Annotated in this window: 9 protein-coding genes and 1 pseudogene; 5 read left to right on the top strand and 5 right to left on the bottom strand. The window is 73.2% G+C overall.

What is annotated here, in order from left to right; translation table 11 throughout:
• The first annotated feature begins 5 nt into the window (after nucleotides 1–5).
• From ACFY2L_RS17880 to recQ, 3 genes are all read left to right on the top strand, one after another.
• Nucleotides 6–1,577, top strand: a complete 1,572-nt coding sequence (locus ACFY2L_RS17880) for an NADH-quinone oxidoreductase subunit M (RefSeq protein WP_390658040.1) — start codon at nucleotides 6–8, stop codon at nucleotides 1,575–1,577.
• Complete coding sequence (gene nuoN / locus ACFY2L_RS17875; protein WP_390658041.1) at nucleotides 1,574–3,232, top strand: NADH-quinone oxidoreductase subunit NuoN; 1,659 nt, start codon at nucleotides 1,574–1,576, stop codon at nucleotides 3,230–3,232. Before ACFY2L_RS17880 ends, nuoN begins: the two co-directional genes overlap by 4 nt.
• Nucleotides 3,233–3,414: 182 nt before the next feature.
• Nucleotides 3,415–5,424 carry a DNA helicase RecQ gene (recQ, locus tag ACFY2L_RS17870; protein ID WP_390822829.1) on the top strand — a complete coding sequence of 670 codons (2,010 nt, stop codon included), beginning with the start codon at nucleotides 3,415–3,417 and terminating at the stop codon, nucleotides 5,422–5,424.
• A gap of 39 nt (nucleotides 5,425–5,463) precedes the next feature.
• On the opposite strand, the pseudogene ACFY2L_RS17865 reads toward recQ, so the two are convergent.
• The 3 genes and pseudogenes from ACFY2L_RS17865 to fahA all read right to left on the bottom strand — a co-directional run.
• Nucleotides 5,464–6,135, bottom strand: a pseudogene (locus ACFY2L_RS17865) (HEAT repeat domain-containing protein); the annotation flags it as partial.
• 21 nt (nucleotides 6,136–6,156) lie between these two features.
• Nucleotides 6,157–7,095: a M56 family metallopeptidase gene (locus ACFY2L_RS17860; RefSeq protein WP_390822828.1), complete on the bottom strand. Its 939-nt coding sequence runs from the start codon at nucleotides 7,093–7,095 to the stop codon at nucleotides 6,157–6,159.
• A 199-nt stretch (nucleotides 7,096–7,294) separates the two neighbouring features.
• A complete protein-coding gene (gene fahA, locus ACFY2L_RS17855) occupies nucleotides 7,295–8,506 on the bottom strand; it encodes a fumarylacetoacetase (protein ID WP_390658488.1) in 1,212 nt (403 codons plus the stop codon).
• 274 nt (nucleotides 8,507–8,780) lie between these two features.
• Here fahA and ACFY2L_RS17850 point away from each other — a divergent pair, with 274 nt between their 5' ends.
• Both ACFY2L_RS17850 and ACFY2L_RS17845 read left to right on the top strand, forming a co-directional pair.
• Nucleotides 8,781–10,019 carry a DegT/DnrJ/EryC1/StrS family aminotransferase gene (locus ACFY2L_RS17850; RefSeq protein WP_390822750.1) on the top strand — a complete coding sequence of 413 codons (1,239 nt, stop codon included), beginning with the start codon at nucleotides 8,781–8,783 and terminating at the stop codon, nucleotides 10,017–10,019.
• Entirely contained in the window at nucleotides 10,012–12,270 is a 2,259-nt protein-coding gene (locus tag ACFY2L_RS17845; protein WP_390822749.1) for a lipopolysaccharide biosynthesis protein, read from the top strand. The genes ACFY2L_RS17850 and ACFY2L_RS17845 overlap by 8 nt, the downstream gene beginning before the upstream one ends.
• A 4-nt stretch (nucleotides 12,271–12,274) precedes the next feature.
• On the opposite strand, the gene ACFY2L_RS17840 is transcribed toward ACFY2L_RS17845, so the two are convergent.
• Together ACFY2L_RS17840 and ACFY2L_RS17835 are read right to left on the bottom strand one after the other, a co-directional pair.
• A complete protein-coding gene (locus ACFY2L_RS17840; RefSeq protein ID WP_390658045.1) occupies nucleotides 12,275–13,372 on the bottom strand; it encodes a glycoside hydrolase family 26 protein in 1,098 nt (365 codons plus the stop codon).
• A 65-nt stretch (nucleotides 13,373–13,437) separates the two neighbouring features.
• The gene (locus ACFY2L_RS17835) at nucleotides 13,438–13,983 is read right to left on the bottom strand and encodes a hypothetical protein (RefSeq protein ID WP_390822748.1); all 546 of its coding nucleotides are present in this window, start codon (nucleotides 13,981–13,983) and stop codon (nucleotides 13,438–13,440) included.
• Nucleotides 13,984–14,012 lie beyond the last annotated feature (29 nt).

Genomic DNA, 14,012 nt, shown 5'->3' with positions numbered 1-14,012 from the left:
TACCGATGTCCTTTCCCCTGCTGACAGCGACGGCGGCGCTCCCGGCGATCGGGGCGGTCGCCACGGCCGCCGTCCCGGCCGCCCGGCGCAACGCCGCCAAATCGCTGGCCCTGCTCGTCTCGCTCGGCACCCTCGCCCTGGCGGTCGCCGTCCTGGTCCGCTTCGACCCGGACGGCAGCCGGTACCAGCTCACCGAATCCCACTCCTGGATCAAGGACTTCGGGGTCCGCTACGAACTGGGCGTGGACGGCATCGCGGTGGCCCTCATCGCGCTCACCGCGCTGCTGATCCCGTTCATCATCCTGGCGGGGTGGCACGACGCCGACCCGCTGGAGACCGGCAGCCGCCGCTGGCGGCCCACCCAGGGCTTCTTCGCCCTGATCCTGGCCGTCGAGGCGATGGTGATCCTCTCCTTCGAGGCCACCGACGTCTTCCTCTTCTACATCTTCTTCGAAGCCATGCTGATCCCGATGTACTTCCTCATCGGCGGCTTCGGGGACCGGGCCCACGAGCACGGCGAGGAGACGGCGTCCACGCAACGGTCGTACGCGGCCGTGAAGTTCCTGCTCTACAACCTGGTCGGCGGCCTGATCATGCTGGCCGCGGTGATCGGGCTGTACGTGGTGGCCGGGAGCTTCTCGCTCACCGAGATCGCCGAGGCCCGCGCGAGCGGTTCGCTGGACATGGCGACGAACACCGAACGCTGGCTGTTCCTCGGCTTCTTCTTCGCCTTCGCGGTGAAGGCCCCGCTGTGGCCGCTGCACACCTGGCTGCCGAACGCCATGGGCGAGGCCACCGCCCCGGTCGCCGTCCTCATCACGGCGGTCGTCGACAAGGTGGGCACCTTCGCGATGCTCCGCTTCTGCCTCCAGCTCTTCCCGGAGGCCAGCAAGTGGGCGACACCCGCCATCCTCGTGCTGGCGGTGATCAGCATCATCTACGGCGCGCTGCTCGCCGTCGGCCAGCGCGACATCAAGCGGCTGGTGGCGTACGCGTCGATCTCGCACTTCGGCTTCATCATCATGGGCATCTTCGCGATGACGAGCCAGGGCCAGTCCGGCGCCACGCTCTACATGGTCAACCACGGCATCTCGACGGCCGCCCTGATGCTGGTCGCCGGGTTCCTGATCTCCCGGCGCGGCTCGCGGCTCATCGCCGACTACGGCGGTGTGCAGAAGGTGGCCCCGGTGCTCGCCGGCACCTTCCTGATCGGCGGTCTGGCGACGCTGTCGCTGCCCGGCCTCGCGCCGTTCGTGAGCGAGTTCCTGGTCCTGGTCGGCACGTTCGCGCGCTACCCGGCGATCGGCATCGTCGCCACCTTCGGCATCGTGCTCGCCGCGCTCTACACCCTCGTCCTCTACCAGCGGACGATGACGGGCCCGGTGAAGCCGGAGGTCTCCGCGATGCCCGACCTCCGCGCGCGTGAGCTGGCGGTCGTCGCCCCGCTGATCGTGCTGCTGATCTTCCTGGGCGTCTACCCGAAGCCCGTCACGGACATCGTCAACCCGGCGGTCAAACAGACCCTGTCCGACGTACACGAGAAGGACCCCCGGCCCGAGGTGGAGGCGGCCAAGTGAGCGCATCAGCCGTCCACAGCCTGTGGACAACAGCGGCCGGCGCGGCCGACCCGATCGCGAAGATCGACGCGCCCAAGATCGAATACGGGCAATTGTCGCCCACCTTGATCGTCGTGGGCGCGGCGATCGTCGGGGTGCTCGTCGAGGCGTTCGTGCCGCGCAAGCACCGCTACTACGCACAGCTGTTCGTGTCCGTCGTGGCGCTGGCCGCCGCGTTCGCCGCGGTCGTCGCCCTCGCCGCGGACGGGTACGGCACCACCAAGGCGCGCATCGCCGCGATGGGCGCGATCGCGGTCGACGGACCCGCCCTCTTCCTGCAGGGCACGATCCTGCTGGCCGCCCTGGTCGGCCTGTTCACCTTCGCCGAACGCCGCCTCGACCCCGAGGCGCACGGCAACCGGGTCGACTCCTTCGCCGCCCAGGCGGCCTCCGTGCCCGGCAGCGACAGCGAGAAAGCCGCGGTCAAGGCCGGTTTCACCACCACCGAGGTCTTCCCGCTGCTGCTGTTCGCGGTCGCCGGCATGCTGGTCTTCCCGTCGGCCAACGACCTGCTGACCCTCTTCATCGCGCTGGAAGTCTTCTCGCTCCCGCTGTACCTGCTGTGCGCCCTGGCCCGCCGCAAGCGGCTCATGTCGCAGGAGGCCGCGGTCAAGTACTTCCTGCTCGGCGCGTTCGCCTCCGCGTTCACCCTCTTCGGCATCGCCCTGCTGTACGGCTACGCGGGCTCCGTGTCGTACGCGACGATCTCGCAGGTCGTCGACGGCACCGTCAAGAACGTCAACCCGGCGCTCGCCGACACCATGGGCAACGACGCGCTGCTGCTCATCGGCACCGCGATGATCGTCATGGGCCTGCTGTTCAAGGTGGGCGCGGTGCCCTTCCACATGTGGACGCCCGACGTCTACCAGGGCGCGCCCACGCCGGTCACCGGCTTCATGGCCGCGGCGACCAAGGTGGCCGCGTTCGGCGCGCTGCTGCGCGTCCTCTACGTCGTCCTGCCCGGCCTGCGCTGGGACTGGCGGCCGGTGATGTGGGGCGTCGCCATCGTCACCATGCTGGGCGGCGCGATCGTCGCGATCACCCAGACCGACATCAAGAGGCTGCTGGCGTACTCGTCCATCGCGCACGCCGGATTCATCCTCGCGGGTGTCATCGCGACCACCCCCGACGGCGTCTCGTCCGTCCTGTTCTACCTGGCCGCGTACTCCTTCGTGACGATCGGCGCGTTCGCGGTGGTCACGCTCGTGCGCGACGCGGGCGGCGAGGCGACGCACCTGTCGAAGTGGGCCGGGCTCGGCCGGCGCTCCCCGCTGGTGGCGGCCGTGTTCGCGGTGTTCCTGCTGGCTTTCGCCGGTATCCCGCTGACCTCCGGGTTCGCCGGGAAGTTCGCCGTCTTCAAGGCGGCCGCGGAGGGCGGGGCCGCGCCGCTGGTCGTGGTCGGTGTGATCTCCTCGGCGATCGCCGCGTTCTTCTACATCCGCGTGATCGTGCTGATGTTCTTCAGCGAGCCGAGGCCCGAGGGCCCGACCGTCGCCGTTCCGTCGCCGCTGACGATGACGGCGATCGGCGTGGGCGTCGCGGTCACGCTGGTGCTGGGTGTGGCGCCGCAGTACTTCCTGGACCTGGCGAACCAGGCCGGGGTGTTCGTGCGCTGAGTCGCGCGGTGCCCGCGCGGTGGGCCCGGTCCTTGGGAGGGGACCGGGCCCACCGTCGTGTCCGGGTGACGAGAGTTTTACACAGGGTGAGCGGGCCGGGTCTGTGGATAACTCCGGCCCTGTCAGTCCGGGCCCCTATCGTGGAGGCAGTGGTCGAGGGACGACGTACGGGGGACGAGGCGATGGGCGGGACGGGTGGGATCAGCGAGATGACAGGGATCACCGGGGCACCGGGGCGGACGGAGAGCGAGGCCCTGGCCGCGCTGCACCGGGTCTTCGGGTACGAGGCCTTCCGGGGCGAGCAGGAAGCGGTCATCGAGCATGTGGTGGCCGGCGGGGACGCGGTCGTCCTCATGCCGACCGGCGGCGGCAAGTCGCTCTGTTACCAGATCCCCGCGCTGGTCAGACCGGGTACGGGAGTGGTCGTCTCCCCGCTGATCGCGCTCATGCAGGACCAGGTGGACGCGCTCCGTGCGCTCGGCGTGCGCGCCGGGTTCATGAACTCCACGCAGGACTTCGACGAGCGGCGCGTGGTCGAGGCCGAGTTCCTCGCGGGGGAGCTGGACCTGCTGTACCTGGCTCCGGAGCGGCTGCGCCTGGACTCCTCGCTGGATCTGCTCTCCCGCGGCAAGATCTCGGTGTTCGCGATCGACGAGGCGCACTGCGTGTCCCAGTGGGGCCACGACTTCCGGCCGGACTACCTGTCCCTCTCCCTGCTCGGGGAGCGCTGGCCGGACGTCCCCCGCATCGCGCTCACGGCGACGGCCACGCGGGCGACGCACGAGGAGCTCACCCAGCGGCTGAACATGCCGGCCGCCCGGCACTTCGTGGCGAGCTTCGACCGGCCCAACATCCAGTACCGGATCGTGCCCAAGGCCGACCCCAAGAAGCAGCTGCTGGCCTTCCTGCGCGAGGAGCACGCGGGCGACGCGGGCATCGTGTACTGCCTCTCGCGCAACTCGGTCGAGAAGACCGCCGAGTTCCTCACCCGCAACGGCGTCGAGGCGGTCCCGTACCACGCGGGCCTGGACGCGGGCACGCGTGCGGCGCACCAGTCCCGGTTCCTGCGGGAGGAGGGCCTGGTCGTCTGCGCGACCATCGCCTTCGGCATGGGCATCGACAAGCCGGACGTCCGCTTCGTCGCCCATCTCGACCTGCCCAAGTCGATCGAGGGCTACTACCAGGAGACGGGCCGGGCCGGCCGTGACGGCCTCCCGTCCACCGCGTGGATGGCCTACGGCCTCAACGACGTCATTCAGCAGCGCAAGCTGATCCAGTCCGGTGAGGGCGACGAGGCGTTCCGCAGGCGGGCCGCCGCCCATCTGGACTCGATGCTGGCGCTGTGCGAGACCGCCCAGTGTCGTCGCGGTCAGCTCCTCGCCTACTTCGGGCAGGAGCCGGACCCGGCGGGCTGCGGCAACTGCGACACCTGCCTCGCCCCGCCGGAGACCTGGGACGGCACGGTCGCCGCACAGAAGGTGCTGTCGACGGTGGTGCGGCTCCAGCGGGAGCGCGGGCAGAAGTTCGGCGCGGTGCAGATCGTCGACATCCTGCTCGGCAAGCGCACGGGCAAGGTCATCCAGTTCGACCACGACCAGCTGTCCGTGTTCGGCATCGGCGAGGAGCTCACCGAGGGCGAATGGCGCGGCGTCGTCCGCCAGTTGCTGGCGCAGGGGCTGCTCGCGGTCGAGGGGGAGTACGGCACCCTGGTGCTGACCGAGGCCAGTGGAGCGGTGCTGCGGCGCGAGCGCGAGGTGCCGCTGCGCAAGGAGCCGAAGAAGCCGGTCGCAGTCAAGGCGTCCGGCTCGTCCTCCCCCGGCAAGGGCAAGGCCAGGGCCGCCGCGGCCGAGCTGCCGGAGGACCTGCTCCCCGCCTTCGAGGCCCTGCGCGCATGGCGCGCCGAACAGGCCCGCGAGCAGGGCGTCCCGGCGTACGTCATCTTCCACGACGCGACGCTCAGGGAGATCGTCACGGCCTGGCCGACCTCGGTGCAGCAGCTCGGCGGCATCAGCGGCGTCGGCGAGAAGAAGCTGGCCACGTACGGCGAGGGCGTCGTCGCGGTCCTGGCGGAACTGAGCGGCGGGCCGGGCGCGGGCGGCGAGAAGGACGCCACCCGGGCACAGGCCGGCGCCGCAGACGACGACCACTGGCCCGAGATGGACGCGGAGCCCGAGCCGGACGACTGGATATAGACGCCGGGCGACCGGACGGGCGAGGAGGCCGAGGCACCCTCACAGCACCTGTGCCGCGTACGCCCTGACGTCCGCGTCCGAGTCCGCGGTGGCCGTGGCGAGCGCCGCGCGGGCGTCGTCGGTGCGGCGGTGGCGGGTGAGGGCCAGGACGGCGGCCTTGCGGGGCATCGGCGTTCGGGTCGGCGAGGGCCTTGGCGAGGGCCTCGGCGAGGGTGGCCACCGCGACATCGGGCGGGGCCGCGGACAGCTCCGTCGCGGCGCCGGCCCGCATCTGCCAGGCCGGTTCGGACAGGGCGGCCACGGCGCGGGCGGCGGGCGGGGCCGGGCTGCCGGTGCTGCCCAGCACGGCGTGGGCGGCACCCCGGACCAGGGCGTCGGCGTCCTCGGTGAGCCGGCCCAGCGTGGTGGTGACGGGGGCCTCCGGCGTCGCGTCGACCCCCGCCGGGCCCTTGGCCAGCGCTACACGGACCTCCCGGGAGGGATCGTCCGCGGCCCGGGACAGAGGGGCGGCCGCGTCCACCGACACCAGGGCGCGCACGGCCTCGATCCGGACGGCGACGTCCGGGTCGTCCAGGGCACCGCCGAACAGGTCCGGGCCGCCCAGACGCAGTGCCCGCAGCACGTCGAGGGCGGCGGCGCGGACGACGGGTCGGGCTCGGCGAGCGCGGCGACGAGGCCGTCGCGCAGGGCGGGCTCCGGCGGCAGGATCTGCCACCGTCGCGCCGGCCGGCCCTACGAGAGCGCGGTCAGTCCCGGCGCGAAGGCGATCAGCAGCGGGAGCAGCGGCACCAGGCCCGCCACGGCCGTCGTCAGCGCCCGGTGCCTGCGGCCCAGCCGGGGCGGCGGCTGGAGAAGACGCTCGACGCGTTCGCCGAGGAGGCGGTGGCTGGAGGCGCAGGACAGGACGCCCCGGTGCTGGTTCAGCTCGATCAGCGCCAGGGCGGTGGTCAGGTGGCCGCAGCGCCGGGAGGCGGTGTCGTCGGCGGCGAGTTCGACCAGCCGGTGGGTCTGGTCGCAGAAGTGGGAGAAGAGCGGAATGCGGGGGAATCCGGTGGCAAGGGCGGTCGAGAGGTGGAGCAGCCAGTCGTGGTGGGCGCGGGCGTGGCCCCGCTCGTGGGTGAGGACGGCGTCCAGCTGGTGGGAGGTCAGGCGGTGCAGGGCGCCGGTGGTGACGACCAGTTGGGGCGGGCTGCCCGGCATCCACCAGGCGTCGGGATACTCGTCCTCCAGCACGAGCAGCGGGCCGCGGGCGGACGGCAGGCCCGCGGGCAGGTCGGGGGCGCGTTCCCGCAGGTGGGCGCGGGCCTGGCCGCGGCGGCGGCGCGCGTCGAAGAGTTCGCGGGCCAGCATCGCGGTGGTCCAGGCGGCCCCGCAGGCCAGCAGCAGGGTCAGCGCGGCCGCCCAGGGCGGTGCGGCGGACAGGTCGTACGCCTCGGTGACCGCCGGCGGCGCCGGCGCGAAGACCTGGGCGCGGACGGTGTGGAAGACGGCGGCGGCGCCGAGCACCAGCGCCGTCAGGCAGCACAGCAGGACCGTGGCGACCAGGCACTGCCACACCCACAGCGCCACCACCGGCTCCCGCTCGGGCCACTCGGCCCGGGTCAGCGCGCGCGGGGCCGGCACGGCGGCGGTGAGCGCGACGGCGCTCAGCAGGAGCAGGCAGACGGTCATGCCATCGGTCATGCCATGGGCTCCGGATCCTGGTCGGCGAGGACGGACAGAGGGCGTGAGGGGCCGGGCGGGGCCGCACTCCGGGCACGGCGGTCCGGCCGGTGGTGCGACGGACGTGCGGCGGGCCCGGTACGAGGACCGTGCCCGCCGCCAGTATGACGGCGGTGACCGCCGGAGTCAGCCCGCCGGAAGCAGGCGGTCAGCCCGCGACGATCCGCCCGCTCACCTCGCCCAGGCCCACGCGCAGGCCGCCCGGCCCCGGGGCCCACGCCGTCAGGGTCACCTCGTCGCCGTCCTCCAGGAAGGTCCGCTTGCCGTCGGGGAGTTCGAGGGCGTCGCGGCCGTTCCACGTCAGCTCCAGCAGGGAGCCGCGCTGGTTCTCCGCCGGGCCGCTGACCGTGCCCGAGCCGTACAGGTCGCCGGTGCGCAGGGAGGCGCCGTTGACGGTCATGTGGGCGAGCTGCTGGGCGGCGGTCCAGTACATCGTCGAGAAGGGGGGCTCGGACACGACGTGGCCGTTGATCGCGATCGAGATGCGCAGGTCGTAGCCGCCGGGTTCGCGGTCCGCGTCGTCCAGGTAGGGCAGCAGGGGGTGCGTGCGCCGCGGCGGGGCCACGCGCGCCTCCTCCAGCGCCTCCAGCGGAGTGATCCAGGCCGACACCGAGGTGGCGAAGGACTTCCCGAGGAACGGCCCGAGGGGGACGTACTCCCAGGCCTGGAGGTCCCGCGCGGACCAGTCGTTGAGCAGGCAGAGGCCGAACACGTGGTCCCGGAAGGCGTCCGCGTCCACCGGCTCCCCCATCGCCGACGGCACGCCGACCACGAAGCCGACCTCGGCCTCGATGTCGAGGCGGACCGACGGGCCGAACACCGGCGCGGGATCGGCGGGGCCCTTGCGCTGCCCCGACGGGCGTACGACGTCCGTGCCGGAGACGACCACCGTGCCCGACCGGCCGTGGTAGCCGATGGGCAGGTGCTTCCAGTTCGGGGTGAGGGAGTCGGCCGCGTCGGGGCGGAAGATCTGTCCGACGTTCCGGGCGTGGTTCTCGGAGGCGTAGAAGTCGACGTAGTCCGCGACCTCGAAGGGGAGGTGCAGGGTCACCGAGGACAGGGGGTGGACGAGCGGTTCGAGTGCGGCGCGGTGCGCGGGACCGGTGACCGCCTCGGTCAGCGTGCGACGGACCTCCGACCAGGTGGTGCGGCCCGCAGCCAGCAGGGTGTTGAGGGTCGGCCGGGCGAGCAGGGGGGCGTGCGGCGAGCCGAGCGCGCGGGCCGCCGCGCCCGCGTCCAGGACGTGGTCGCCGAGCCGTACGCCGACGGTCCGCTCCGCCGCACCGGGGAGGGAGAAGACGCCGTACGGAAGGTTGTGCGGACCGAAGGGATCGTCCTCGGAAAGGTCGAAGGGGGGCATCGGGTACTGCCTCTCTTTCGTGCTCGCCATGTCGTGCTCGCGTGGGCTCCGCGGGTGCGGGGAGCCGCGCCACACGTTACGGCCGACCCCGTCCGGGAGACACGGGGTGCGGCCCGTGGGGCGCCCGGAAGGAACTCTCCGCTTCCGTTCGCTCACCGGAAGTCGCCCCCGGGGTGGTCCGCAATCTTGACGGAGCGGTGCGAAAGGGGACACTCTGAGCGGGTGCTGGAAGGCCTCGGGGAGGGGGCGTTCCCGCGGCACACCTGGGGGGCGGATGGCCATAGGGGAGGCCGGCCTCGGGTCGGCGCGGCGTGGTGCACGGCCCGAGCGGCTGGAAGAGACCATGCGCGGCAGACTCGGCCGGGAATGCGTGTACGTACCGTCGTGCAGATTCGGGCTGTTCGTGGCCTTGCGTCACTGGTGCCCGCCCGGCGGCAGAGTGCTGATGTCACCGGTCAACGACGACGTCATCTTCTTCGTGGTGCTCGCGGCCGGACTCCGGCCCGTGCAGGCGCCGTTGAACCCGCTGGACGCGTCGATCGACGTCGACGCCGTGCCCGACGAGGTGTGGGGCTCGCTGTCCGCCGTGCTCACGACGAACCTGTACGGCAACCCGGACGACGCGCCGAGCCTGCGGGACAAGTGCGACGCTCTGGGCATCCCGCTGTTCGAGGACGGCGCGCACGCGATCGGCAGCGAGGTGGGCGGGAGACCGGTCGGAGCCTGGGGGGACGCCTCCGTCTTCAGCCTTTCCAAACACGTCGGCGCCAAGGCCGGGGGCTTCCTGTCCTTCGCCGACCCGGGACTGCGCGACGCGCTGGAGAAGACCTGCGAGGACCTGCTGCTGCCGAGCAGGCTCACGGCGGAACTCGCCTACACGGTCCGGCCGTACGCGGAGGCCGCCGTGCGCGGGCTGCGGCTGCGGCGGGCGGCCTGGGCCACCATGCGGCTGCTCGGGCTGACGGAGCGCGAGGAGATCCGGATGCCGCTGCGCGCGCGGGAGCTGGCCCGGGCCGTGTCGGCGGCCCCGGACCTGGGCGCGCACGACTCCTGGGTGCGGGTCGACATGCACGACTACCGGCTGCGTTCCGGTCCGCTGCGGCTCGCGCGGATCGGGCGCCGGATGGACCGCCTGGACGGGGTGCTGGCCGCCTGCCGGTCCGGCACGGAGCTGCTGCTGTCCACGCCGTGGGCGAGACCGCACAGCAAGGCCGGCCCGGTCCCCGCCCACCCCCTCTTCCGGGTCCCCCTGTTCGTGGCCGACCGGGACGCCGCGCGAGCGGCGCTCGCGCGGCGGGGACTCGTCGTGGGCTACCTGTACGACCCGCCCCTGGACGACTACGCGGGGGAGCGGTTCACCGATCCGTCGCCCGACCCGGCCGGGGCCCGCTGGTTCGCGCGGCACGCGCTGCCCGTGGACCCGCTGCGGGCCCGGCAGGCCGTCGAGGCGCTGGACGACGCCAGGGTGCGGCCGGCCGAGGGACCGGGAGGGCCGGGACCCGCCCGTGGCTGAGACACAGGCCGGGATCCAGGTGCCCGGGCCTCCGGCGCCGGCCGCCGGGAGGGAGACGAACGGCCCGGCACCGGCCGACGCGCGCCACGGCAGCGACTCGCTGTTCAGGAACGCCTACTTCCTGATGCTCAGCACCGGCGTCTCCGCCGTGCTGGGCCTGGGGTTCTGGCTGGTGGCCGCCCGCTACTACGCGGAGGAGGCCGTCGGCCAGGGCTCGGCCGCGATCGCCGCGATGCGGCTGCTCGCCAGCATCACGGCGACCACGATGATCGGTGCCGTCGTCCGCTTCGTCCCGCGCGCCGGACGGGCGACCGGGTCGCTGGTGTGGCGGGCCTACGCGGCGAGTTCGGTGGTCGTGGCCGTCGCCGCCGCGGGCTTCCTGCTCACGCTCGACCTGTGGGGGGCGTCCTACGCGCCGCTGGGCACGCCGGCCGCGGGCGCCGCGTTCGTCGTGGCGTGCGTGGCGTGGGCGCTGCTCACCCTGCAGGACGGGGTGCTCACCGGGCTGCGCAGATCCGGCTGGGTGCCGGTCGGCAACGCGGTGTTCTCTCTCGGCAAGCTGGTCCTGCTGGTCGTCTTCGCGACCGCGCTGCCGGTGCTGGGCATCTTCGTGTCCTGGGCCGTGGCGATCGCGTTCTCGACGCTGCCGCTGGGCTGGCTGATCTTCCGCAGGCTCATCCCGCGTCAGGCCGCCGCCGACCGCGATCTGGAGCCGCCCCGGCTGCGGGAGATGGGCCGCTTCCTGGCCGGGGACTCGCTGGGCGCGCTGTTCAGCCTGGCGATGATCAACCTGCTGCCGGTGATGGTCGCGGTCCGCTTCAGCGCGGCGGAGAACGGCTACTTCTACGTGGCGTACACCGTCGGCGGCACGATGGAGTTCATGGCCATCAACATGGCCTCCTCGCTCACCGCCCATGCCTCGCACGACCCGCGCCAACTCGCCGAGGGCGTCCGCGGGGCGCTGCGCCGCATGACCCTGCTGCTGGTGCCGGTGGTGCTGGTCCTCGTGGTGTTCGCGCCGCAGATCCTCACGCCGTTCGACGAGGACTACGCCGAGCACGGCACCACCGTGCTGCGGCTGCTGGCCGCCGGGGCGCTGCCCCGGGTCGTGGTCGAGCTGTACATCGGGGTGCTGCGGGTTCAGGGCCGCACCGGAGTGCTCGCGGCGCTCCAGGGCGCCATGTGCGCCCTGGTACTGGGTGGTGCGGCCCTGCTGTTCGCGCCGGCCGGGATCGCGGGCGCGGGCTGGGCGGTGCTGCTCGGCATGACGCTGATCGCCGCGGTGTCCGTCGTCGGCCTGCGCACCGCGCTGCGCCGCACCGACCGCCTCCCCGCCGGCCCGCCCTCCGCCGCCCCGGCCCACGGCACCCGCTGGGCGAGGCTGAACGCCACCGCCGGGTACGGCACCACCTGGGCGCGCCGGGCGGCCTATGAGCGGGAGGGCATCGACGAGAACACGGTCGCCCTGTTCATCGGACGTCCCGGGTACGAACGCGAGGCGCTCCAGGCGGACACCCTGGCGCTGATCACCCGGCCGCACCCTTCCGGAGCGGGACGGGGCACCGACGGGGGCGGGGAGCCGACGGCGGCCCCGCGGGACGCGAGGGACCGGTCCGCGCCGGCCGACCTCCGGGAGCGGTGGACCGCGGGCGCCCTGTGGGCGCTGCTCGGCCTCGCCACCGCGGTCTTCTGGGCGGCGTTGCGCGGTCTGCCCTGGTCCGGCGGCCCCTACGACGACGTACGGACCGGACGGCACATGCTGGCGGCGCTGCCCCCCGCCGCGCTGGTCGCGGGCGGCCTGCTGCTCGTGGGGTTCGTCGGCTCGGTGACGCTGCGTGCCGCGCGCGATGTGCGGTTGCCGGGGGCGGCACTGGGGTCCGTGCTGCTCGCGCTGCACGCCGTACCTCCGGCCTTCGGCTGGGAACCGCGGCCGGTCGGCGGGGAGGTGGCCGCGCGGGCGGCCGGATTCCTCGCGGAGGGCGTGGGGCTGGACGGGCCCGAACCGCTGCTGCGGTGGGCGCCGGCGGTCGTGCATCTGCTGTGTCTCGTACCGCTGTGGCTGCTGCTCGCGCGGCTCGGCGGGCGGCTGACGTGGCCGGGGCGCTGGGGGGTGCTGTACCTCCTGGCGGTGGGCGGCTGGGTGTGGCGGCAGGAGCTCGCCCCGGTGGCCCTGCCCGTGCTGGGCGGCCTCGTCCTCGCCGTCCTGTTCCTGTCGTTCCACGGGCGAGCCGTGCGGGCCCGCCACCCCTGAACCGTCAGCGGGGCGGCACGGGCTGGTGGAAGTAGCCGTTCCGGCCGGCCTCGCGGTAACCCTCCAGGCCCGGACCGTCGTTGACGGTCAGATCGCAGGCGGCCTCCTCGGAGGTCGGCCGGTTCCAGTGGACCAGCGCCTTCACCTCGGGGAGCTTCTTCACGGCGGCGGGGATCCGGGTGTACCAGTCGCGCTGGCGCACCGGGTTGTCCGCGTCGGGCGCGGTGGCGTACTCCGCGAGCATCACCGGCTTGTCGTCGGTGACGTTCGCGCGCAGCCACTCGTAGCTGGGCCGCTGGCTGCGCAGGAAGTCCTTCCAGTCGCTGGTGCCGTGGCACTCGTAGTAGTTGTACTGGTCCATGGCGATCCAGTCGACGTACTCGTCCCCGGGGTACAGCGCCTTCATGTCCTCGGCGCTGCCGAGGTAGCCGGAGACGGTCCACACCCACACGACGTTGTCGGCGCCCAGTTCCCGGAAGCGGTCGCGCAGATGGCGGTACGCCGCGACGAACTCCTCCGGGGTGCCGGCGCCTTCCTCGATACGGGCGTCGGTCTCCTGGTCGAAGGAGAGGAAGACGCGTTTGCCGTAGGCCTTGATGCGCCGGATCTGCGGATCGAGGATCTCCTCGTCGTACTTCCCCGAGGCGATGTTCTTCCAGCCCAGCTGGGTCTCCGTCCAGTTCTCGTGGTGCGGCTCGGTCCAGACGGTGGACTCCCAGGCCAGCATGAGCAGCCTGTCCTTGCCGAGTTCCTGCTCGTCGGGGGTGAGGAGTTCCCCGTCGAGCCGGGTGCCCGACATGTCGTGGTAGTTGTAGACGAGGTCGAGCCTGCGGCCGATCCTCTTCTCGAAGCCGAGCACGGCGTCCTTGAGCGAACCGTTCCCGGCGTACGGAACGGCGGCTCCCCACCAGGCGCCGCAGGGCGGGACCAGCGTGTCGGTGGGAGCGCAGGCGCCGGTGGGCAGCTCGCCCGAGGCGGCGTCGGCCGGCAGGGGGTCCCCGGCCTGGTCCTCGGGGCGGCTCACCCAGAGGCCGAGCCCGGCGAGCAGCGCGGCCACCGCCACCAGGACGACGGCCGTGTAGCCGCGCCTCACGCCCCCCACGTCACCCTCCAGGCCCCTCGTCGTGGAGCTGCCCCTGCCGGCTCCCGTACCGCGCCCTCGTCCCGTCATGGCGCGCCACCGCCGGGCGGCCTGCGCCTTGCGGGCTCCACCGCGCCGCGCCGCGCGGCCGGCAGCGGCAGCCCCGGCAGGGCCGCGGTGACCGTGGTGAACGCGGCGAGCGGGACGAGGAAGGCGATCACCGAGAAGCCCTCCACCAGGAACAGCGAGGTGGCGGTGAGCACACCGAGCGACAGGCTGATGGGCGCGGCGAGCGCGACCGCCTCCAGCCGTGCCCCGGATGCCGGCGCTCCCGGCCGCGGATACAGCGCCGCGCAACCGGGGCCGAACAGGACGAAGAGCAGCACCGGGATCCAGCGCAGGGGAGAGGGGCCGGGGACGGCGGTGGCGGCCAGCGCGAGCCAGCCCGAGGCCCCGACGAGGACTCTGAGCCGTGTCGACGCGCCCCGGAGACCTCCCGCCTCCCGGGCGTCGCCGGTCCCCGTGCCGTCGGTCCCCGTGTCACCGGTCCTCGTGTCACCGGTCCCCGGGTTACCGGTCTTGCCGCGGCCGGTGTCCTCGTCGCCGAGGTCCGCGGAGTCTGTGGTCGTCACGTCGATCACCTCGGGTCCTGCGTCGTGGT

The organism is Streptomyces sp. NPDC001381 (assembly GCF_042895685.1).
Lineage (GTDB): Bacteria > Actinomycetota > Actinomycetes > Streptomycetales > Streptomycetaceae > Streptomyces.
This window is presented reverse-complemented; position numbering and strand designations above follow the sequence as displayed.